The sequence below is a fragment of the Nocardioides sp. S5 genome, assembly GCF_017310035.1.
Classification (GTDB): domain Bacteria; phylum Actinomycetota; class Actinomycetes; order Propionibacteriales; family Nocardioidaceae; genus Nocardioides.
The window spans coordinates 3,707,945-3,729,425 of the sequence record NZ_CP022296.1; the positions used below are offsets into that span (position 1 = coordinate 3,707,945).

Consider the following 21,481-nt stretch of genomic DNA (forward strand, 5'->3'; position numbering starts at 1 on the left):
AGCTCCCCGAGATGTCGTGTGCGTCAGGCCCGGGCGACCTCGACGGCCACCTCGTCGGCGTCGGCGTACGCAACGCTGGTGGCGAGCGTCTCCTCCGCGATCAGGGCCTCGTGGGTCCGCGCGGCGTCCAGGGTGCTGACGGGCGCCGAGATCGTCAGCACGATCCGGTCGCTCACCTGGAGCCCGGCGTCCTTGCGGGCCTGCTGGACCGCCCGCACCAGGTCGCGGGCGGTGCCCTCCGCCTCCAGCTCGGGCGTCACGGCGGTGTCGAGGACGACGAAGCCGCCACGCGGCAGCATGCCGATGGCGGTGTCGTCGGCCGACGAGCCGGCCACGGTCTCCAGGGCGTACTCCCCCTCGACGAGCGTGAGCCCGCCGGCGGTGACGGTGCCGTCCTCCGCCACCGACCAGTCACCGGACTTGGAGCCCTTGATCGCGAGCTGGACGTCCTTGCCCAGGCGCGGACCGGCCGCGCGGGCGTTGACGGTGAGCCGCTGCGAGACGCCGTACGCCGCCGCCTCGGGCGCGTCGGTCGCGAAGAGCTCGACGGACTTGAGGTTGAGCTCGTCGGCCACCAGCGACTCGAAGCCGGTGAGGTCGGCCTCGGTGACCACCGTCAGGCGCGAGAGCGGCAGCCGGTTGCGGAGGTGGGCGGCCTTGCGCAGCGCCGATCCGGCCGAGCAGACGTCGCGGACGGTGTCCATCGACGCGACCAGCGCCTCGTCGGCCGGCAGGTCCTCGGCGGCGGGCCAGTCGGCCAGGTGCACCGAGCGCTCGCCGGTGAGGCCGCGCCAGACCTCCTCGGTCGTGAGCGGCATCAGCGGCGCGGTGACCCGGCAGACGACCTCGAGCACGGTGTAGAGGGTGTCGAAGGCGTCGGCGTCCTCGTCCCAGAACCGCTCGCGGGAGCGACGGATGTACCAGTTGGTCAGCACGTCGAGGAAGCTGCGCGTGGAGTCGCACGCCGCCGCCACCTCGTAGTTGTCGAGCTGGTCGGTCATCGCGGCGACGTAGTCGCGCAGCTTGGCCAGGATGTGGCGGTCGATCGGGTTCGACATGGCGTCGGTGCGCCCCAGCACACTCCGGGCCTCGTGGCCGGCGCCGCCGCCCGCCGCGTTCGCGTACAGGGTGAAGAAGGACCAGCTGTTCCACAGCGGGATCAGCACCTGCCGCACCGAGTCGCGGATTCCCTGCTCGGTGACGACGAGGTTGCCGCCGCGCAGGATCGGGCTCGACATCAGGAACCACCGCATCGCGTCGGCGCCGTCGCGGTCGAAGACCTCGCGGACGTCGGGGTAGTTGCGCAGGGACTTCGACATCTTCTGGCCGTCGTTGCCCAGGACGATGCCGTGGCTCAGGCACGTCGAGAAGGCCGGTCGGTCGAAGATCGCGCCGGCCAGGACGTGCATCGTGTAGAACCAGCCGCGGGTCTGGCCGATGTACTCGACGATGAAGTCGCCGGGGAAGTGGTGGTCGAACCAGTCCTTGTTCTCGAACGGGTAGTGCACCTGCGCGAAGCTCATCGAGCCCGAGTCGAACCACACGTCGAGGACGTCGGTGACGCGACGCATCGTGGACTTCCCGGTCGGGTCGTCCGGGTTGGGACGCGTCAGCTCGTCGACGAACGGGCGGTGGAGGTCGGGGTTGCCGTCCTTGTCGCGGGGCAGGGTGCCGAAGTCGCGCTCGATCTCCTCGAAGGAGCCGTAGACGTCGATGCGCGGGTGGTGCTCGTCGTCGGACTTCCACACCGGGACCGGGCTGCCCCAGAAGCGGTTGCGGGTGATCGACCAGTCACGGGCGTTCTCCAGCCACTTGCCGAACTGGCCGTCCTTGATGTGGTCGGGCACCCAGCGGATGTCCTGGTTGAGCGCCATGAGGCGCTCCTTGACCTTGGTCACCTCGACGAACCACGACGAGACGCCCTTGTAGATCAGGGGCTGCCGGCAGCGCCAGCAGTGCGGGTAGGAGTGGTCGTAGGTCTCGCGGCGCACGAGGACGGTGCCGGGGGTGACGGAGCCGGTGGGGCCGTCGCCGCGCGTGGCGGCCTTGAGGTGGTCGATGACGTGGAGGTTGGCGTCGAAGACCTGCATGCCCTCGTAGTCGGTGACCGGGAACGTGAAGCGCCCGTCCTTGCCGACCGGCATGACCGCCTCGATGCCCTCGCGGTCGGTGACGACCTTGTCGTCCTCACCGAACGCGCCGGCGGTGTGCACCAGCCCGGTGCCGTCCGTGGTCGTGACGAACTCGGCGGGCACGAGGCGGAAGGCGCGCTCGTGGCCGGCGTAGTAGCTGAACGGCGGGGCGTACTCGAGGCCGACGAGGTCGGCGCCCGTCCCACGCCAGGTGACCTCGGGCGCCTCCCCCAGCTCGCGGGCGTACGACGCCAGGCGGGCCTCGGCGATGAGGTAGCGCTCGGGGCTGCCGGTGGGTCCGTCGGAGGTGACGACGACGTAGTCGATGTCCTCGCCGACCATCACCGCGAGGTTGGACGGCAGGGTCCACGGGGTCGTCGTCCAGACGAGGACCTTGACGCCCCTGAACGGTCCGTCCGTGGTGACGTCGTAGCCGACGGTGACGGCCGGGTCCTGGCGCATCTGGTAGACGTCGTCGTCCATGCGCAGCTCGTGGTTGGAGAGCGGCGTCTCGTCCTGCCAGCAGTAGGGCAGGACGCGGAAGCCCTCGTAGACCAGGCCCTTGTCGTGCAGCTGCTTGAAGGCCCAGATGACCGACTCCATGAATTCGGGGTTCATCGTGCGGTAGTCGTTGTCGAAGTCGACCCAGCGCGCCTGGCGGGTGACGTAGTCGCGCCACTCGCCGGTGTACTTCAGCACGCTCTGGCGGCAGGCCTCGTTGAACTTCTCGATGCCCAGCTCGACGATCTCGTCGGTGGTCTTGATGCCGTTGAGGCGCATCGCCTCCAGCTCGGCCGGCAGGCCGTGGGTGTCCCACCCGAAGCGGCGCTCGACGCGCTTGCCGCGCATCGTCTGGTAGCGCGGGATGAGGTCCTTGACGTAGCCGGTGAGCAGGTGGCCGTAGTGCGGCAGGCCGTTGGCGAAGGGCGGGCCGTCGTAGAAGACGAACTCGTTGTCGCCGCTCGCGCCCGCCTCGCGCTGCTCGACGCTCGCGCGGAAGGTGTCGTCGGCCTCCCAGTAGGCCAGCACGGCCTCCTCGATCTCGGGGAAGCGGGGGCTGCTCGCGACGGTCGTGGCGTCGGTGTGCGAGACCTTGGGGTAGGCCATCTGGGGTGCTCCTCGCGGTGCGTCGTACGTCTCGGGTCTTCACCACGAGGACGATCTGCAGACCGCGGTACCACCTCGCTTGCCGCTCCCCGGCGGGGAGACGACCGCTCGTTCCGGCTGTGTCGGGCCGCACCCGTCGGGGTCTAGTGGGGCCGCGGCCGGATCGCCGTACCCGTTCTTCCCGAGGCTCGCCGCTGATGACGGCTCAGACGCCTGCGGCGATCGTACGGCGTGTGCTCGGGCACGCGCGAATCAGTTGGCGGACGAGCGACAGTGGAGCCCCCGACCGGACCTAGCGGCCCCGGGCTCCACTGTCGCGACCACCCGATTGCGGATCGAGCCGGGGACCCGCTTGGCTGGGCCCATGGCGAACCCCGGGTACGACGGCATGTGGCTCCCCACCGACCAGGACCCCCGGATGCAGATGGGGCCGACGCGCGGCGAGCGCGAGTGCCTGGTCGGCTACCTCGAGCACTACCGCCAGACGCTGGCGCTGAAGTGCGACGGCCTCGACGCCGCGCAGCTGGCGACGAAGGCGGTGCCGCCGTCGAACATCTCGCTGCTCGGGCTGGTGCGGCACATGGCGCGGGTCGAGCAGAGCTGGTTCCGCCGGGTGATCGAGGCGCGGATGGACCTGCCACGGCTGTTCGGCGACGAGGCCGAGGACGCCGGGTTCACCTTCCCCGAGGCCGACGACGAGCTGGTGCGTGAGTCGCACGCGCTCTGGCAGGACGAGGTCGCCCACGCCCGCGAGGTCCTCGCGCGCACCGACCTCGACCGGGTGGTCGACGTGCACGGTGATCCCGTCGAGGTGCGCGACATCGTGGTCCACATGATCGAGGAGTACGCCCGCCACTGCGGGCACGCCGACCTCGTGCGCGAGTGCGTGGACGGCCGCGCCGGGCAGTAGCCCTCCACCCGGCCGGGTGGGGCCGCTTCCGTACCCTTGCGGCGTGACTGCTGCTTCCGGCTACGGCCTCGTGACCCTGCACGGCGACACCGTCCTCGACGCGTGGTTCCCCTCCCCCGTCCTCGGCGCCACCGAGGGCGAGGCGCCTGCGGAGCTGACCGTGCTCGAGGGCGACGACGAGGCCCGCGGCGTACGCCGTGAGGTGCGACTGGTCGAGATCGCCGACCTCGACGACGCCCCGGCCACGACCGAGGACGTGTGGCTGCGGCTGCACCTGCTCTCGACGCGGCTGGTGAAGCCGCACGGCATGTCGATGGACGGCGTCTTCGGCCTGCTCACCAACGTCGTGTGGACGTCTGCCGGGCCCTGCGCGGTCGAGGGATTCGAGACGACCCGCTCCCGGCTGCGTGCCTCGGGCCAGCACGTCACCGTCTTCGGGGTCGACAAGTTCCCCCGGCTGGTCGACTACGTCGTGCCCAGCGGCGTACGCATCGCCGACGCGGACCGCGTCCGGCTCGGCGCCCACCTCGCCGAGGGCACCACCGTCATGCACGAGGGCTTCGTCAACTTCAACGCCGGCACCCTCGGCACGTCGATGGTCGAGGGCCGCATCTCCGCCGGCGTGCTCGTCGGTGACGGCTCCGACGTCGGCGGCGGGTCCTCGATCATGGGCACGCTGTCGGGAGGCGGCAAGGAGGTCATCTCCGTCGGCGAGCGCTGCCTGCTCGGCGCGAACGCCGGGATCGGCATCTCCCTCGGTGACGACTGCGTCGTCGAGGCCGGCTGCTACGTCACGGCCGGCACCAAGGTCACCGTCGACGACATCGACGGCAAGCCGCAGGTGGTCAAGGCGGCCACGCTCTCGGGGGTCGACAACATCCTCTTCCGTCGCAACTCGGTCAGCGGCGCCATCGAGGCAGTGCCGTGGAAGGGCGACGGGATCGCCCTCAACGCCGCCCTGCACGCCAACTAGCCATGCCGTCCCTGCGCCAGGCCGCGATCGGCGCGGTCGTGGCCGCCGGCGCGGTGGCGACCGCGCTCGTCGTGGTCGACCGCGGCGGGGTGCCGTCGATCCTCGACACCAAAGGGTGCACCGCGGAGGTCGACGGCCACACCGTCGAGGTCGACCTCGAGCAGGCCGAGAACGCCGCGCTCATCACGGCCGTGGCGGTCGAGCGCGGCATGCCCGCGCGCGCCGCGAGCATCGCGCTGGCCACGGCCTACCAGGAGTCGAAGCTCTACAACATCGACTACGGCGACCGCGACTCCGTCGGCCTGTTCCAGCAGCGGCCGTCGCAGGGCTGGGGCACCGTCGAGCAGCTGACGGATCCCGTCTACGCCACGAACGCCTTCTACGACGCCCTCGCGCAGGTCGACGGCTACGACACGATGGAGATCACGGTCGCCGCGCAGGAGGTGCAGCGCTCGGCCTACCCCGACGCCTACGCAGACCACGAGAAGGACGGCCGCACCCTCGCCTCCGCGCTGACGGGCAACTCGCCGGGCGCGCTGTGGTGCGACGTGCCGGGGGACGCCGAGGAGGCCGGCGACGGGCTCGACGAGACCGGCCTGGTGCCGCGCGCGACCGTCGTACGCCGTGACCTCGAGCAGCGCTTCGGCCCGCTGTCGCTCGGCGGCTTCGAGCCCGGCGGCGTCTCGAGCGGCCACATGGAGGGGTCGGCGCACTACGAGGGTCGCGCGGTCGACGTGTTCTTCCGCCCGATCAACGCCGAGAACACCAAGCGGGGCTGGGCGATCGCCTCCTACCTCGTCGCCAACGCCGACCGCCTCGACATCCGGACCATCATCTTCGACGACCGCATCTGGCGGGCCGGGTCGTGGGCGGGCGACGGGTGGCGCGACTACCGCGTGCCGTCGTCGTCGGGCGGCGACCGGGCGATCCTCGAGCACCGCGACCACGTCCACGTGGACGTCTTCGACTGACTCCTCAGCCGCGCAGACGCGCGGCGGCCGCCTCGACCCGTTCGTCGGTGGCGGTGAAGGCGACGCGTACGTGCTCGTGCCCGGCCCGTCCGTAGAACTCGCCGGGAGCCACGAGGATCCCTTGCTCGGCCAGCTCGGACACGGTCGTCCAGCAGTCCTGGCCGCGGGTCGCCCAGAGGTAGAGCGAGGCCTCGGAGTGGTCGATGCGGAAGCCCGCCGACTCCAGCGCCGTCCGCAGGGTCGCGCGCCGCGCGGCGTAGCGGGCGTGCTGCTCGGCGACGTGGTCGTCGTCCTCCAGCGCGGCGATCATCGCGCGCTGCTGGGGTGCGGGCATCTGGAGGCCGAGGTTCTTGCGGACCGCGAGCAGCTCACCCACGACCGCCGGGTCACCGGCGACGAAGGCGCACCGGTAGCCCGCGAGGTTGGACCGCTTGGACAGCGAGTGGACGGCGAGGATGCCGTCCAGCGAGCCGCCGTTGACCTGCGGGTCGAGGACCGACAGCGGCGCGTCACCCTCCCAGGCGCACTCGAGGTAGCACTCGTCGGAGACCAGGAGCGTGCCGCGCTCGCGGCACCAGTCGACCACCTTGCGCAGGTGCTCCAGGGGCAGCACCCGGCCGCTGGGGTTGGCCGGGCTGTTGATCCACAGCAGCCGCGGGGTGCGCGGGCCGAACGCGGTCAGCGAGTCGGTGGCGAGGCTCTCGGCGCCCGCGAGCGCCGCGCCGACCTCGTACGTCGGATAGGCCAGCGCCGGGTAGCCGACCAGGTCGCCGGCACCGATGCCGAGGTGCACCGCCATCGAGGCGATGAGCTCCTTGGAGCCGATCACCGGCAGCACGCCGTCGAGCCCGAGCCCGCTCACGCCGTGGCGGCGGGCCAGCCAGTCGATCGCTGCCCGACGGGTGGCCTCGAGGCCGATGGTCGTCGGGTAGCCCGGGGAGTCCGCGGCCTCGCGCAGCGCGTCCTGGACGACCTGCGGAGTCGGGTCGACCGGGGTGCCCACCGACAGGTCGCACACCCCGTCGGGGTGCGAGCGGGCCGTGGCCCCGTGAGTGGTGAGCTTGTCCCAGGGGAAGTCCGGGAGCCGCTGCGAGACCTTCCGGTGGTCTCGTGACGGTCGCGGGGCGACCTCCTCGACCAACGGAAGGTCGGTCACTCGTCGTGCTCCTGCGGGGGCAGCGCGGCGACGAGCTCGTGGTCCTTGTCGATGACGCCCATCTTGGCCGCGCCACCGGGCGAGCCGAGGTCGTCGAAGAAGTGCACGTTGGCGTCGTAGTAGCCCTTCCACTCCTCCGGGGTGTCGTCCTCGTAGAAGATCGCCTCGACCGGGCAGACCGGCTCACAGGCGCCGCAGTCGACGCACTCGTCGGGGTGGATGTAGAGCATCCGCTTGCCCTCGTAGATGCAGTCGACGGGGCACTCGTCGACGCACGCGCGGTCCTTGAGGTCGACGCACGGCTGGGCGATGACGTAGGTCACCGGATCCTCCTGAGGGGGCACGGGGTGGGACGCGGGCAACCTTAGTATCTCGCCATGACCGATGCGCCGGAACCCCAGTCACACGAGACTGGCATGGGCAGGCACGGCCTCGGTCCCCACGTCGTCGGGCAGCGCGTCGTGGTGCGCCACCTGCTCCCTGACGGCCGCGCCACCGACGTCCTCGGCACCTGCACGGAGTGGGGCGCGGACTCGCTCACGGTCGACCGGGAGGGGCACGGTCCCGTGACGATCCCGCTGGCCGAGGTGGTCACTGGAAAGCCCGTGCCGCCGCGCGCGTCGGTGCGCGCCCGCGTCGCCGCCCAGGAGGTCGAGCAGCACGTCGCGGCGCTCTGGACGTCGATCACCACCGAGCCGCTGGGGCAGTGGCAGCTGCGGGCCTCTCCCCCGCACGGCGGGCGGCTGCGCCGACGCGGCAACTCCGCGCTCGCGATGGACGACCCGGGCATCGGGTGGGCGGACGCGGCATGGGGCGTACGCCGCTTCTACGACGCCCTCGACCAGGTGCCGACGGTCCAGGTGCAGCGCGGCTCGCACGTCGAGCAGACGCTGGCCCCCCTCGGCTTCGCGCCGATGGGTGACGGCGACGCGCACGCCCAGCTGGCGTCCGTGGCGCGCGCCCTGCGGTCGGTGCGGTCGGTCGCTCCGGACGTCCCGGCCGAGCTCGAGGAGGTGCCGGGCTCCGTGGTGGTGTCCCTCGACGGAGGTGCGGCCTCCGGGCGCGGGGTGCTGTCCGGGGACTGGCTGCTCGTCGAGTCGCTCCTCGTGGACCCGGGCAGTCGGCGCCGCGGTCTGGCCACCGCCGTGCTGGCGGAGGTCCTCGACTGGGGCGCCTCGCTCGGCGCCACCACGGCGCTGCTGCACGTCGAGACCGACAACGCGGGCGCACTCGCGCTCTACGAGCAGCACGGCTTCACCACCCACCACACCAGCCGCTACCTCGTCGCGCGCTGAGGGAGGCCGACCACCTGCCTACTCGTCGACGGCGTCGGGGTTGGTGCAGATGACGGTGTCGCTCGGCGTGTAGGTCGTGCTGAAGACCTCGTCGTCGCGGGTCTCGCGGTTGCCGTTGACCGGGGTGAAGTAGCGCACGACGTCGATGTCGAAGCCGCCGTAGCCCTCGTTGGGGTGGCAGGTGAGGTCGTCGATGCGCCGGGTCTCGGGCTTGGTGATGTTGTAGCGCTCGCCTGTGGTGGTCGTGACGTCCCAGTACTTCGTGGAGTACATCGTCACGGTCACCGCTCCCGACGACGACGGGGTCGAGTTCGTGAACGAGGTGTCGACCAGCACGCCGTAGGGGGTGTCGTTGGTGAAGCGCAGGTCGATGGCCCCCCACGCGACCGTGGCCTCGCGGCCGACCGGGTAGCGGTCGATGTAGAAGGAGTGCGGCTTGTGCTCGACGTCCTCGAGGCCGGCGAAGAACATCGCGTTGAACAGCGTGGTCGCCATCTGGGAGACACCGCCACCGAGGTCCTCCACGAGGATGCCGTCGTTGATGACGAAACCCTCGGTGAAGCCGTTGGCCTCGGTGCGCTCCCCGACGATGTCGTTCATCGAGAAGGTCTCGCCCGGCTTCAGCAGGGTGCCGTCGATGATCTCCGCGGCGCGGCCGATGTTGATGTTGCGGTACTCCGCGTAGGGGAAGTAGGTGGTGAAGGACGAGACCTCCTCGCGGACCTTCAGCGCCCGCGCCTCCTTGGTGGTGAAGTCCGGCTTCGCGACCGTGGCGGTGAGGTCGATGCGGCGCTCGCCCTGCGGACGGGCGACCGCGTCGAGGAAGCCTGCCTCGAGCTCGGCGGGGTCGAAGGTCACGCCCGGACGGGCCGGCACCACCTGCGGGCGCCCGTCGACGAGGGCGACGGTCGCGTCGACCGGGGCGCCGCTGGTGACCCGGGTGTCGACGACCGCGGTCAGCGCCTTCGCGTCCAGGGTGGGCACGAGCTCACCGTCGGTGGCGACCAGGCTCAGCGCGGCGGTGTAGTCCTCGGGGAAGACCTTGACCTCGGAGCCCTCGAACACCAGCGTCACCGGCGCCGCGACAGCGGGTGAGGCGAAGCCGTCGAGCGCCTCCTGCACGTCACCGGCGTCGATGTCGGGGGAGACCTCCGACATCTCGAGCGCGACGACCTCCGGGGAGTCCTCGAGGTAGGCCTCCTGCAGCGCGGCGAGGGTCTCGCTCGGGTCGAGCGCCTTGCCCGTGCGCGCCTTGGTGGTGCGGATGTCGATGCCGTCGAAGGTGACGGCGCCGTCGCGGGGCGTGGCGCCGTGCTGCTGGTCGAGCTCGGCGAGCTGGGCGTCGTACGCCGTCTCGTCGACCTCCACCTCGGCCTCGAAGGCGTCGCCGCCGGTGAAGTAGTTCCACAGGCGCACCGGGTCCCAGCTGCGCTCGCCGCCGGCCTCGGCGACCGAGGCGTCGTAGTCGACCGCCAGGCCCGCGCGGGCCGGGTCGATCGCGACCTGCTCGCCCTCGATGGTGGTGGCGATGGGCCGGTTCACCCGGTCCGCGAGCCCTGCCTGCAGGCGCTGCGCGGCCTCGCCCTGCGGGTGCCCGCCGATGCGTACGCCGGACACGGTGGTGTTGCGCGGCACCTTGTCGCCCGCGACGTAGTGCGCGGCGACGTAGAGCCCGCCGAACAGGACCACGAGGCCGAGCAGCAGCCACACGACGACAGAGGCGCCAGCCTTGTCGCGGGGCTGGCCGTCGGGACGCTGCTGGTTCTTCGGCACGCCGCGAGTTTAGGTCGCCGTGCGCCGAACCCCGTGATCCCCGGAACGGTCCGCGGGGCGCCGACGACCCGACGCGACCGTCGCGAGGGCGGCGAGGAGCAGGACCGCGGAGCCGGCGAGGAAGGACCAGCCGGCGGTATCGGCGGAGATCAGGAAGCCGCCGGCCGGGCGCTCCAGAGCCCCGCGGGCGACGGGGACCCACCACCCGAGGGCGAAGGCGAGGCGGACCACCCCGGGCGGCAGCCAGGCCAGCACGACCAGACCGGTGACCATGGCGAGGGATAGTCCCCACCACTGCTGGTGCAGCAGCGTCCCTGCGGCACCGGAGACGGCGCCGACGAGGAGCGCGGCCGGGACAGCGGCCAGCGGCCTCACAGACCTGCGAACAGGTCGTCCTCGAAGCCGTCCGCGTCGATCGGGCCGGGGGTGCCCTTGACGAGGCGGTAGAACTCCTCCGACCACCACGCGTGGCCGCTCTCGGCGCCTGAGAAGAAGCCCCCGTCCGTCTCCACCTGCGTGTCGTGCTTGGCGAGGGCGTCCATCTTGCGCTGGACGGTCTTGGAGCCGTCGACGCGGGCGCTGATGAGCTCGTCCGGGGTCACGAAGGCAGGCAGCTTGCCGTCGGGCTCCATGCCCTTGAAGGTCTCGGTGTCGCCGGACTCGCGCAGCGCCCGCAGGCTCGCGCGCATCCGCGACTCGCTCATCGCCGTCCAGTAGATCTTCGCGATGTCATGGGGTTCGCCGAGCTCACGCTTGTAGGAGGGCGCGGCCGCCAGCTGGGCGGCGTACATCGCGACGCGGTGGGCCTGGATGTGGTCGGGGTGGCCGTAGCCGCCGAACTGGTCGTAGGTCACCAGCACCTGGGGACGGACCTCGCGGATCACCGTCACCAGCTCGTCGGCGGCCTCGTTGAGGTCAGCGGTCCAGAAGGCGTTGTCGGGGATCTTCTCGGCCGCGACCGCATGACCGTCGGCGTGCCAGGCCATGCCGGAGTCGTGGAAGCGGCCGAAGCCGCCGAGGAAGCGGTGGTCGGTGACGCCGAGGACCTTCATCGCCTCGTCGAGCTCGCCGCGACGGTGCTCGCCCAGCCCGCCCGACTCGTCGTAGGCCAGGTGGGACAGGTCCGGCACCAGCACCTCCCCCATCTCACCGGCGGTGCAGGTGACGAGGGTGACGCCGACGCCCTCGTCGACGTAGCGGGCCATGGTGGCTCCGGTGCCGATGCACTCGTCGTCGGGGTGGGCGTGGACGAGCAGGATGCGGCGGTCGGTCATGTTCCTCAGCCTAGGTCGGGGCGCTTGATGCGCTTCGGCGCGGTCGGGAGGTGCAACGGCGGCAGGGGGTCACCGTGTTCCTCCCCCGTGGCGGGACCTCCGTCGTCCTCGTCGAGCCAGCCGTCGTGGGTGTCCACCAGGACCTCCAGCATGAACCCCGGGGCGTCGCTCACCACTGCCCACGGGTGGTCCTCGTCGTCGTCCTCGCCGGCCAGTCGCTCGCGCTCCACGCGCGCCTCGAAGCCGTCCGCGCGTAGCCGCGCGACGACCGCCTGCGCGTCGTCCTCGTCGAAGAAGATCGCCCTCACGGGGGTGATTGTGCCCCTCCCCCGGCTGGCTATGGTCACCCCATGTCCACCGCGTCGGAGATGCCGTACGTCGAGGGCGTGCACCTGCAGCGCACGGACGAGAACGTGCGCGAGATCGCCGCCCTCGCCGAGCTCCTCGGCGAGGCCGCCGGCCTCGGGGGGCTCCTCGGTGACCTGAAGTACCGCGTCCGGCGCGCCCGGGTGCTGCCCCGGCTGCTCGGGCGCGCGGTGCGGGAGGCGTGGCGCTGGGACGATTACGACGAGCGGGACGAGCAGTGGTACCCCCAGGGCATCTCGACGAGCGCCGACGCCTCCGACACCGAGGACGTCGACGGCCGCCGGGTGCTGGTCACGACGTGGTACTCGACCGGCCGCGACGGCATCAAGCGCGGGTCGCGGGTGACCTTCGTCGACCTCGACTCAGGCACCTACCGCCACGTGCTGCTGGTCTCGCCGGTGCTCGACGAGGACGGCCGGCTGGTGCTGCGGCCGATGAACATCCACGCCGGCGGCATCGTGTGGGCCGGGCCCTACCTCCACGTCGCGGCCACCAGCCGCGGGTTCGTCACCGCGCGCGTCGACGACATCATGCGGGTCCCCGGCGACGACGACCACCCGGAGAAGCTCGGCGTCGAGGGCACCGCGGTCCACTCCTTCGGCCACCGCTACGTCCTGCCGGTGCGCTTCACCCACCAGGCCTTCACCGACGAGGGGCACGAGAAGCTCCGCTACTCCTTCATGTCGCTCGATCGGGGCTCGGACCCGCCGGCGCTCGTGGCGGGCGAGTACGCCCTCCGCGCCGGCGCCACCACGCGCCTGGCCCGCTACCCCCTCGACCCGACGACGTGGCAGCTCTCCACCGGCGACGACGGGTTCTCCCGGCCCCTGGCCCTCGACGACGGCGGGGTGCGGCAGATGCAGGGTGCGGTGATCGCCGCCGGCCGCTACCACGCCACCGTCTCCCACGGACCCTGGATGCCCGGCAGCGTGTACGCCGGACGGCCGGGGTCGATGCGGCAGCGGCGCTGGGTGCTGCCGATGGGTCCGGAGGACCTGTCCTACTGGCCCTCCACCGACCGGATCTGGTCGCTCACCGAGCACCCGCGGCGGCGCTGGATCGTCGCGATGGACCGGGCCTGGTTCGACTGATATGTAGGGCGCGCCTGTCAAGGGCAGGGTGAGGCGCCGTCGGGCCTGGGTGGCCTGACGGCGCCTCGCTTGGTCTGGATCTGGTCGTCTGCGCAGCGTGTCTTCGCGACGCGCGGTCGAGACTGATATGCGCGGGTTGGGTACCGCAGGACGGCGTTCGGCAGGAGCGCTCCGCTTCTCTGAGGTCGAGCGTCACGAGTCGGGCTCGTGGCTCACAGTCGAATCGCGGGTCGGCTCCTCGCGCTGCACGCAGGGACCGGTTCCAGATCAAGTCAGGGGTGTGGCTACTCGAGGGTGGCCAGTGACCAGCACCAGCCGGCGAGTTCGCGGGCGATCGCGGTGTTGGCCACGGTGTGCTTCTTCTTCCGGGCCGTGTACTTGGCCCATTGGTGGTGCAGCCGCTGGTTGCCGGCGTGTCCGCGGACTCTGGCGGCGGGGGTGGCCTGTTCCCACCGGGCCTGCATGGTGGGCCCGACGGTGTAGCGGGGCTGGTGGTGCCATGCGGCCTCGATCAGCAGACGGCGGGCGTGGGTGTTGCCGGTCTTGGTGATTCCACCCTGCCTGCGCGAGTCGCCGCTGGAGTGCTCGGAGGGCACCAGACCGAGGTAGGCGCCGATGCTGGAGCCGGTGAACCTGGTCCAGTCGCCCAGTTCGACCGCGAGTGCGAACCCGGTCAGGGTGGAGATCCCCCGTAGGCAGCACAGGCGTCGGGTCAGGTCGGTGAACTCGCTGTCGGCAGCCATCGCGGTGATCGCAGCGTCGAGCCGGTTGCGGCGGGCCAGGGTGAACTCGACCGCTTCGAGGTCGGCCTCGTAGGCGGCGCGAGTGCCGGGCTGGTCGAACCGGATGCCGTGCAGCCACGCCTGGTGCTTGCCGGTCCAGGCGTTCCCGCCGTAGTAGACGTGGCCGTGGCGCAGCAGCAACTTCGAGACTCGGTGCCGGGCCCGCATCAGGTCGCCGCGGACATCTTCACGAGCCCGGACCAGGTCGCGGGCGGCTTCCTCGGTGATGGTGGGAACCCTGACCGGAACGATCTGTCCGACTTGGAGCAGTTGCGCGAGGAGCAGGGCGTCCTTGGCGTCGGTCTTGACGCGATCCCCGGGCGGCCGGTTCAGCTTCGATGGCGCAGCCACTTCGCAGCGGATCCCGGCTGCGGTGATCGCCCGGTAGAGGCCGAATCCGGTCGGTCCGGCCTCATAGGTCACCGCCACCGGGCCCGGCAGCCCCCGCAACCAGTCCACGACCACCTCGCTGGCCGGGACGAGCTTCTGCTTGAACACCTCACCGGTCATTGCGTCAAGACCGGCTGCCATCACCGATCGTGCGTGCACATCGAGCCCGACGCTCGTACGCTCAGAAATCACCGGGGCCTCCTATGCCTGTGGATAGGTCGAGCAGGCCACTCCTGCCCGACAACCCACGTACATGCATGTGAGAGGCCCCGGCCCGCAACCCCCTCACGCCGAGGCGGTCACGTCATACCGTCTGACTCGGCGTTGAGTCGCTGGGAGACTCAGGGGCGAGTCCGCCGCGACACGCCCGGGATGCAGGTTGAGTCTCTGAGCGACTCAACCGCAAGGGTGCAGGTCAGGCGCGTGGCTGCATCGCCAGCTGGCGGCTCTGCGCGACCAGGCGGCCGGTCGAGTCCCAGACCTCGCAGTCCTCCTCGAACATGCCACCGGCGATGTTGCGGGTCCGGTGCGAGACCCGCAGCCACCCCGGCGCCGGGACGGCACGGACGTGGACGGTGAGCTCGAGCGTCGGGGCCCAGCCCGGCCGCCCCAGGTCGAAGGTGACCGGCGGCAGCGCGTCGCAGACCATGAGCAGGCCGACCGGGTCGACGTCGTGGCCGTCGACCATCCGGAACCAGGCCTGGATGTGCCCGCGACCGCTGGGGGCACCCATGGCCCAGCCGATGCACGCCGGGTCGAACCGCATGTCGAAGCGCTCCATCACCGGAGCCACCCGCCGCGTCTCCTCCGGTGCGAGCGAGCCGGCCACGCACTCCTCGACCGGGGGAAGCTGCGGGGGCTCAGCCGTGGTGGCGACGTCGGACGGCATCGCACGCAGGTCGCCGTACGTCGCCAGGACGCGGATGCGGGCGACCCCGTCCTGGGCGAGCTCGGCGGACACGGTCGCGACGGAGCCGCCCTCGCGCAGCACCTCCGTCGAGACCTGCGCCGGTCCCGGCCGCGCGGCAGACAGGTAGTAGGCGCTCACCGCGAGCGGGTGCGGCTTGGCCGGCAACGCCTCCGCGATCGCCGTGCCGACCACGCCGAGGAGGTAGCCACCGTTGACGCCGCCGCCGACGACCCACCCGGCATCGAGCTCGGCGGTGTGGGTTCCGTCGGCAGTCGTGGTCAGGGCGGTGTGGGTGTCCCACTCGGAGGCCATGGCCCGAGCCTAGGTCGAGGGAGCCTCAGCGGGCGCGGAGCCACTCCGCGACCACGGGCAGTCCGCCGACCCAGTCGAGGCGGGCGGCGTACATCGACCGGCGGCCGCGCTGGCGCGGCTTGTGGTCCCACTTGCCGGTGCCGGCGCACGGGAGCGTGGTGCCACGGCAGGTCCAGCCGTGCAGGAAGGCGAGCGTGCGCCCGTCGGGCGTCTCGACCAAGTCCGCGCCGCCGGGGCCGCACAGCCCGGTCGTGGCGGTGTCGAGAAGGGTCCCGCTCTCCGCGAGCGTCCAGTCGAGCAGCGACGTCGAGCGCAGCCAGCGGGTGCGGTAGCCACACCGGGTCCAGTCACCCTCCGAGGCGAGCAGCACGTAGCCCTCGGGGCGCGGCGTGAGCACGGGGTTCTCGATGACGCCGGCGGAGCGCACCAGCTCCACGCTCGTCGCGCCCCTGCCCACCGACTGCCCGTCGCGCGTCAGCGCCACGATCCGCAGCGTGGAGGGGATCCGGTCGGTCTTGTAGAGCAGGTACGCCGTCCCGTCGACGTCGCGGAAGAAGGACGGGTCGATCACGCCGGCACGCGGCAGCGTGGGGTCGCGCGGCAGCAGCGGGTCCTGGGCGGTCGGCGTGCCGGCGTAGGACGGGCAGACGAGCGGGCCGCGGCCGACCGGGCGGAACGGGCCACGAGCCGAGCGCGAGCGGGCGACTCCGATGCAGCGCCCGTGCTCCCCCATCCCCTTCACCGGGGTGGCGTAGTAGAGCAGCCAGCGCCCCCGCACCCGCGCCACGTCGACGGCCCAGATGCCGCCGTCGCGCGACCACGAGGGACGGTGGGATAGCAGCCCACCGCCGCGCCGCCACGGCCCGTCGGCGCTGCGCGACCACGCGTGCGGCACCCGGTCGCCGGTCGCGTACGCCACCAGCCCGCCCGGCGCGGACACGACCGCGGGGTCCGGGAAGTCGACGTCGAGGACGGGGCGCGGGACGGGGTCGACAGCCGTCGCGGGACCCGCGACGGACAGGACCCCAGCGGTCAGCAGCAGCACGAGCAGGCGTACTGCTCCCCGGATCGGCACCGGGGGAACCTACCCCGTCGGGTGGTCCCTCAGGGTCGCAACGTGGCGGGAAGGGTCTCGAAGCCGCGCAGGATGCGGGTCTCGCGGCGCCGCGCCCCCGCCTCGAGGCGCAGGTCGGGGAAGCGCTGCCAGATCGCCCGCAGCCCCACCTCCCCCTCCATCCGCGCCAGCTGCGCACCGAGGCAGTGGTGGCGTCCGGCGGAGAAGGAGATGTGCTCGCGCGCGTTGGCGCGCGCCACGTCGAACCGGGTCGGGTCGGCGAAGACCTCGGGGTCGCGGTTGGCGCCGGCGAGGATCGCGGTGACCATCGAGCCCGCGCGCACCGGCTGCCCGGCCACCTCGGTGTCGCGCACGGCCATCCGGCCGGTGAGCAGCACCGGCGGGTCGAGGCGCAGGGCCTCCTCGACGACGTTGGTCCACAGCGACGGGTCGGCGACCACCTGCGCCCGCTCGTCGGGGTGGTCGTGGAGCAGCGCGATGCCGTTGCCCAGCAGGTTGACCGTGGTCTCGAAGCCCGCGGCGAGCACGAGGCCCGCCGTGGCCTTGAGCTCGGTCTCGCTCAGGCCGGCACCGTCGTCGCGTACGGCGACCAGCTGGCTGAGGAGGTCGTCGCCGGGGTGGCGCCGCAGGTGGTCGAGGTGGTGTCCCAGCCAGGCGTCGAACTCCGCCAGCGCCCGCGACACCGAGCGGTACCGCCGCAGCCCGAGCCCCAGGTCGAGGCTGGGCGCCGCGGCCGAACCGAAGTCCAGGACGCGGGCGCGGTCGCGCTCGGGCACCCCGAGGACCTCGGCGATGACGGTGACCGGCAGCTGCGCGCAGTAGGCCTCGACGAGGTCCACCGGGCCGGCCGCGCGCGGCTCCAGGGCGTCGAGCAGGTCCGCGGCGATCTCCTCGGTGCGCTCGCGCAGCCGCTCGACGGCGCGCATCGTGAAGACCCGTGTGACCAGCCTGCGGTAGCGGGTGTGGTCCGGGGGCTCGGTGACCAGCAGCGACGGCGGCTCGACCGGGTGGAGGGTGGTCGGCGCCGCCCACCGCGAGATCCGCCCGATCGGGCCCTGCGTCGTCGGCAGGCCGGTGCGGAAGTCGTCGCTGGTGAGCACGTGGCGCACGGCGGCGTGGCTGGTGGCGACGTGGCCGATCCGCGAGCGGTAGAGCGGGCCGCGCGACCGGATCTCCTCGACGAGGTCGAAGACGTCGTCGGTGCCGAGTGAGCCGACCCGGATGAGCTGCGCCTGGAGGTCGCCGCGGTCGGCGGCTCGGCGCAGCAGGAGCGTCGGCAGGCCGTGTGCCACACCCCAGTGGACCGTCGACCTCATGCGCCCCACCTCATGCACCGACACTATCCGCGTCCTGCCTAGGCTTGCTCGCATGTGGCTGCTGATCGACCTCCTGCTCGTCGGCGTCTTCGCGGTCGTCGGCCGGCTCAGCCACTACGGCGCCCTCACCGTCGGTGGCTGGTGGTCGACGGCGTGGCCGTTCCTCGTCGGCGCACTGCTCGGCTGGGCGCTCCTGGTCGCGACGAGACGCTCGCCTGCGGCCCTGACCTCCGGGGTGGTGGTCTGGCTCGGCGCGCTCCTCGGCGGCATGGTGCTGCGGCAGGTCGCCGGGCAGGGCACGGCGACGGCCTTCGTGGTCGTCGCGACCCTCGTCCTGGGCGCACTGCTGGTGCTGCCCCGACCGGTGCTGTCTAGTGTCGGTGCACGTGCCCGACGCTGACACCCGCCCCACCCGCACCGCCGCCGTCCCCTTCGGGCTCCTCCTCGTCGCCGTCGTCCTCGTCTCGCTCAACCTGCGCGCCGGCGCGTCCTCGCCCGGACCGGTCCTGGAGGAGCTGCGCGCGGGCCTGGGCATGACCGCCGGCGTGGCCGGGGCGATGACCGGCCTGCCGGGCCTGTGCTTCGGCCTGGTCGGGGCGCTGGCCGTCGGGTTCGCGCGCCGGGTCGGCATGACCGCGGCCGTCGCGGTCGGCCTCGCCGCCGCCGGGGTCGGCCTGTTGCTGCGGGTGACGACCGACAGCGTGCCGCTCTTTCTCGTCCTCACCGTGCTGGCACTGGCCGGCATGGCGGTGTGCAACGTGATCGTCCCGGGGTGGATCAAGGCCCACGGGCACGCCGTGGTGCTGATGACCGTCTACGGCACCGGCCTCGTCGTCGGCGCCACCCTCGGCTCGCTCGCCACCGCGCCGGTGACCGAGGCGACCGGCTCCTGGCGTGCCGGGCTGGGCATGTGGGGGCTGGTCCTGCTGGTGGCGGCCCCGCTGTGGGGGTGGTTGGCCCTGCGCGAGCGGCGCTCCCCTGCCGAGCACCGCGTCAGCAGCGGTCCCGCCCCGAGCGGGCGGATCGCCCACTCGCGCACCGCGGTCGCGTTGACCGTGCTCTTCGGCATCCAGTCGATGCACGCCTACGTCCAGTTCGGCTGGCTGCCCCAGATCTACCGCGACGCGGGCATGTCCGCCTCCTCCGCGGGCGCCCTGCAGGCGCTGCTGTCGGGGGTCGGCATCCTCGGCGCCCTGGCCATGCCGACGGTGATCGCCCGGGACCGCGGGCTGCACGCCTGGATGGTGTCCTTCGGCGTCATGCTCTTCCTGGGGTACGCCGGGCTGCTCGTCGCCCCGGCCACCGTCCCGTGGCTGTGGGCGCTGGCCCTCGGCTTCTCCGGCCTGGCCTTCCCGACCGCGATCGCCCTGATCACCGCGCGCACCCGCCACCCGTCCGTCACCGCGCAGCTCTCCGGATTCGTGCAGCCCATCGGCTACGCGCTCGCCGCGGTCGGCCCCTTCGCGGTCGGGCTGCTCCACGACGCGACGGGCGACTGGCAGCTGGTGCTCGTGCTGCTCGCGCTGACCTCGGTGCCGCTGACCCTCGCCGGACTGCGCGTGGCGAGCCCGGCGTACGTCGACGACGAGATCTGATCAGTCGTCGCTGCTGCGGCCGCCGAGCCGGTGGTGGATCGCGACGGGCGCCTCGCCGAGGTGGCCGACGCCACGGTCCTGCTGCCGTCGGCGCGCCGGCATGCCGGGTCGCGTGAGGTCCTGCCAGTCCCGCCTGCGTCGCCGCTCGCTGACCACCGCGACGAGTGCTGCGACCAAGAGGGCCACTCCGAGCCAGACCATGTCAGCGACCGTACGCCGACGGGTGGCGTCTGTCAGGATCTGCGTCGTGAAGCAGTGGGTGGTGGTCGTCGGCGGCACCAACATGGACGTCGTCGCGCGCACGTCCGCCCCGCTCGTCCCCGCGACCAGCAACCCGGGCCGCACCCGCATCTCCCCCGGCGGGGTCGGGCGCAACATCGCCGCCTGCCTCGGCCTGCTCGGCGCGCCGGTGCGACTGGTGTCGGCGGTCGGCGACGACACCTTCGGCGACGAGGCGCTGCGGGTCACCGCGGCGTGCGGCGCGGACGTGGCGGCCGTACGCCGGGCACCGGGCGCGACCGGCACCTACACCGCGGTCCTCGACGACCGCGGCGAGCTGGTGGCCGCGGTGTCCGACATGGCGGTGGTCGACGAGCTGGTCCTCGAGACCGTGCACCTCACCGACGCGGCGCTCGTCGTCCTCGACGGCAACCTCGCGCACGGCCAGGCCACGCGCGTGGTCGCGGCCGCCGCGCAGGCAGGGGTGCCGCTGGCCTTCGAGCCGGTCTCGGTGGCGAAGGCCGCCCGGCTGGCCGACCTGGTGCACGACCTCTTCCTCGTCACGCCGAACACCGACGAGCTCGCGGCGCTGACCGGCCGCGCCGCGACCGACTGGCGCGACTCGGTCGCCGACCTCCACGCCCGCGGCGTCGAGCACGTGTGGGTCCGCCACGGGGCCGACGGCTCGTGGATGTGCAGCCGCGGGAACGACCCGGTGCACCTGCCCGCCGCCCCGGCCGAGGTCGTCGACGTCACCGGCGCCGGTGATGCGATGCTCGCCGCCTGGGTCGCGGCCTGGCTGCGTGGCGACGACCCCGTCGAGGCGGCACGCGACGGCCACCGGGCCGCAGCCGCGACCATCGAGAGCCCCCACACCGTCCGGCCGGACCTGGCCGAGGCCATGCACCACCTCACGAGGGAGCACCGTTGAACCTGACCGTCACCGACGAGGTCCGCGACGCACTCGCGTCCGGGCAGCCCGTCGTCGCGCTGGAGAGCACCATCATCAGCCACGGCATGCCCTACCCGCAGAACGTCGAGATGGCCCGCACCGTCGAGAACATCGTCCGCGAGGGCGGGGCCGTCCCCGCGACGATCGCCGTCCTGCGCGGTCGGCCCACCATCGGGCTGTCCGCCGACGACCTCGAGCTCCTCGCCTCCGACGACTCGGTCATCAAGGTCTCCATCCGCGACCTGCCCTACGTCGTCTCGCGCGGCCTGCACGGCGCGACGACCGTCGCCTCGACGATGCGGCTCGCGGCCCTGGCCGGCATCGGCGTCTTCGTCACCGGCGGGCTGGGCGGGGTGCACCGCGGCGCGGAGACGACGTACGACGTCTCGGCCGACCTCACCGAGCTCTCCACCACGTCGGTGGCCGTGGTCTGCGCCGGTGTGAAGAGCATCCTCGACATCGGGCTCACACTGGAGAAGCTCGAGACCCTCGGCGTGCCGGTGGTCGGCTACGGCACCGACGACTTCCCGTCGTTCTTCTCCCGCTGGTCGGGCTTCGCAGCGCCGATGCGCCTCGACTCCCCCGCCGACGTCGCCGCGCTGATGCGCGCCAAGTGGGACCTCGGGCTGGCCGGCGGAGTCGTCGTCGCCAACCCGATCCCGGAGGAGTCGGAGATCCCGGCCGAGGACATCGGCGCGATCATCGACCGCGCGCTCGCCGACATGGACGCCCTCGGCATTCGCGGCAAGGACGCGACCCCCTACCTCCTGGGGAGGATCGTCGAGATCACCGAGGGCAGCTCGCTGACGGCCAACATCGCGCTCGTGGAGCACAACGCGCGCCTCGGCGCGGCGATCGCGCGGGAGTACGCGGCTGGTTGAC

General features: G+C 72.4%; 21 protein-coding genes. 9 read left to right on the forward strand and 12 right to left on the reverse strand.

Going from position 1 to position 21,481, the window contains the following annotated elements; translation table 11 throughout:
* Positions 1–23: 23 nt before the first annotated feature.
* Positions 24–3,239, reverse strand: coding sequence for an isoleucine--tRNA ligase (ileS, locus tag CFI00_RS18330; protein WP_207082431.1), 3,216 nt, complete (start codon positions 3,237–3,239; stop codon positions 24–26).
* A gap of 364 nt (positions 3,240–3,603) precedes the next feature.
* Between ileS and CFI00_RS18335 the strand changes: the two genes are divergently transcribed.
* From CFI00_RS18335 to CFI00_RS18345, 3 genes are read left to right on the forward strand one after another with little or no spacing between them, the layout of a single operon-like run.
* A complete protein-coding gene (locus tag CFI00_RS18335; protein WP_207082432.1) occupies positions 3,604–4,149 on the forward strand; it encodes a DinB family protein in 546 nt (181 codons plus the stop codon).
* Between the two features lie 43 nt (positions 4,150–4,192).
* The gene (gene dapD / locus CFI00_RS18340) at positions 4,193–5,122 is read left to right on the forward strand and encodes a 2,3,4,5-tetrahydropyridine-2,6-dicarboxylate N-succinyltransferase (RefSeq protein ID WP_207082433.1); all 930 of its coding nucleotides are present in this window, start codon (positions 4,193–4,195) and stop codon (positions 5,120–5,122) included.
* A 2-nt stretch (positions 5,123–5,124) separates the two neighbouring features.
* Positions 5,125–6,093 (forward strand): hypothetical protein, encoded by a 969-nt coding sequence (locus CFI00_RS18345; RefSeq protein WP_207082434.1) that lies wholly within the window; start codon positions 5,125–5,127, stop codon positions 6,091–6,093.
* A gap of 4 nt (positions 6,094–6,097) precedes the next feature.
* Here CFI00_RS18345 and dapC read toward each other — a convergent pair whose 3' ends face one another.
* Together dapC and fdxA are read right to left on the reverse strand one after the other, a co-directional pair.
* A complete protein-coding gene (gene dapC, locus CFI00_RS18350) occupies positions 6,098–7,249 on the reverse strand; it encodes a succinyldiaminopimelate transaminase (protein WP_277988320.1) in 1,152 nt (383 codons plus the stop codon).
* On the reverse strand, positions 7,246–7,572 hold the full coding sequence (fdxA, locus tag CFI00_RS18355) for a ferredoxin (RefSeq protein WP_056604759.1): 327 nt from the start codon (positions 7,570–7,572) through the stop codon (positions 7,246–7,248). The genes dapC and fdxA overlap by 4 nt, the downstream gene beginning before the upstream one ends.
* 93 nt (positions 7,573–7,665) lie before the next feature.
* Here fdxA and CFI00_RS18360 point away from each other — a divergent pair, with 93 nt between their 5' ends.
* Positions 7,666–8,544 (forward strand): GNAT family N-acetyltransferase, encoded by an 879-nt coding sequence (locus CFI00_RS18360; RefSeq protein WP_207082435.1) that lies wholly within the window; start codon positions 7,666–7,668, stop codon positions 8,542–8,544.
* A gap of 18 nt (positions 8,545–8,562) precedes the next feature.
* Here the strand turns inward: CFI00_RS18360 and CFI00_RS18365 are convergent, their stop codons facing one another.
* The 4 genes from CFI00_RS18365 to CFI00_RS18380 are packed head-to-tail and all read right to left on the reverse strand — an operon-like array spanning position 8,563 to position 11,899.
* On the reverse strand, positions 8,563–10,317 hold the full coding sequence (locus CFI00_RS18365) for a VanW family protein (protein WP_207082436.1): 1,755 nt from the start codon (positions 10,315–10,317) through the stop codon (positions 8,563–8,565).
* A gap of 9 nt (positions 10,318–10,326) precedes the next feature.
* Positions 10,327–10,692 (reverse strand): hypothetical protein, encoded by a 366-nt coding sequence (locus tag CFI00_RS18370; RefSeq protein WP_207082437.1) that lies wholly within the window; start codon positions 10,690–10,692, stop codon positions 10,327–10,329.
* Positions 10,689–11,591: an N-acetyl-1-D-myo-inositol-2-amino-2-deoxy-alpha-D-glucopyranoside deacetylase gene (gene mshB / locus CFI00_RS18375; protein WP_207082438.1), complete on the reverse strand. Its 903-nt coding sequence runs from the start codon at positions 11,589–11,591 to the stop codon at positions 10,689–10,691. The genes CFI00_RS18370 and mshB overlap by 4 nt, the downstream gene beginning before the upstream one ends.
* Positions 11,592–11,596: 5 nt before the next feature.
* On the reverse strand, positions 11,597–11,899 hold the full coding sequence (locus CFI00_RS18380) for a hypothetical protein (RefSeq protein WP_242532486.1): 303 nt from the start codon (positions 11,897–11,899) through the stop codon (positions 11,597–11,599).
* 42 nt (positions 11,900–11,941) lie between these two features.
* On the opposite strand from CFI00_RS18380, the gene CFI00_RS18385 reads away from it, so the two are divergent.
* A complete protein-coding gene (locus CFI00_RS18385) occupies positions 11,942–13,048 on the forward strand; it encodes a hypothetical protein (protein ID WP_207082439.1) in 1,107 nt (368 codons plus the stop codon).
* Positions 13,049–13,332: 284 nt separating this feature from the next.
* Here the strand turns inward: CFI00_RS18385 and CFI00_RS18390 are convergent, their stop codons facing one another.
* The 4 genes from CFI00_RS18390 to CFI00_RS18405 all read right to left on the reverse strand — a co-directional run bounded on the left by CFI00_RS18390 (position 13,333) and on the right by CFI00_RS18405 (position 17,833).
* A complete protein-coding gene (locus tag CFI00_RS18390; protein WP_242532487.1) occupies positions 13,333–14,412 on the reverse strand; it encodes an IS110 family transposase in 1,080 nt (359 codons plus the stop codon).
* A gap of 223 nt (positions 14,413–14,635) precedes the next feature.
* Positions 14,636–15,442, reverse strand: coding sequence for a thioesterase family protein (locus tag CFI00_RS18395; protein WP_207082440.1), 807 nt, complete (start codon positions 15,440–15,442; stop codon positions 14,636–14,638).
* Between the two features lie 25 nt (positions 15,443–15,467).
* Complete coding sequence (locus tag CFI00_RS18400; protein ID WP_207082441.1) at positions 15,468–16,517, reverse strand: glycoside hydrolase family 43 protein; 1,050 nt, start codon at positions 16,515–16,517, stop codon at positions 15,468–15,470.
* A gap of 29 nt (positions 16,518–16,546) precedes the next feature.
* Positions 16,547–17,833: a cytochrome P450 gene (locus CFI00_RS18405; protein WP_242532488.1), complete on the reverse strand. Its 1,287-nt coding sequence runs from the start codon at positions 17,831–17,833 to the stop codon at positions 16,547–16,549.
* A gap of 52 nt (positions 17,834–17,885) precedes the next feature.
* Between CFI00_RS18405 and CFI00_RS18410 the strand changes: the two genes are divergently transcribed.
* Both CFI00_RS18410 and CFI00_RS18415 read left to right on the forward strand, forming a co-directional pair.
* Positions 17,886–18,233, forward strand: coding sequence for a DUF3054 domain-containing protein (locus CFI00_RS18410; protein WP_207082443.1), 348 nt, complete (start codon positions 17,886–17,888; stop codon positions 18,231–18,233).
* Positions 18,220–19,428, forward strand: coding sequence for an MFS transporter (locus CFI00_RS18415; protein WP_207082444.1), 1,209 nt, complete (start codon positions 18,220–18,222; stop codon positions 19,426–19,428). Before CFI00_RS18410 ends, CFI00_RS18415 begins: the two co-directional genes overlap by 14 nt.
* Here CFI00_RS18415 and CFI00_RS18420 read toward each other — a convergent pair whose 3' ends face one another.
* Positions 19,429–19,629, reverse strand: a complete 201-nt coding sequence (locus CFI00_RS18420; protein ID WP_207082445.1) for a hypothetical protein — start codon at positions 19,627–19,629, stop codon at positions 19,429–19,431.
* Positions 19,630–19,675: 46 nt separating this feature from the next.
* Between CFI00_RS18420 and CFI00_RS18425 the strand changes: the two genes are divergently transcribed.
* Positions 19,676–20,578, forward strand: coding sequence for a carbohydrate kinase family protein (locus CFI00_RS18425; protein WP_242532489.1), 903 nt, complete (start codon positions 19,676–19,678; stop codon positions 20,576–20,578).
* Positions 20,575–21,480, forward strand: coding sequence for a pseudouridine-5'-phosphate glycosidase (locus CFI00_RS18430; protein WP_207082447.1), 906 nt, complete (start codon positions 20,575–20,577; stop codon positions 21,478–21,480). The genes CFI00_RS18425 and CFI00_RS18430 overlap by 4 nt, the downstream gene beginning before the upstream one ends.
* The last annotated feature ends 1 nt before the right edge of the window (position 21,481 follow it).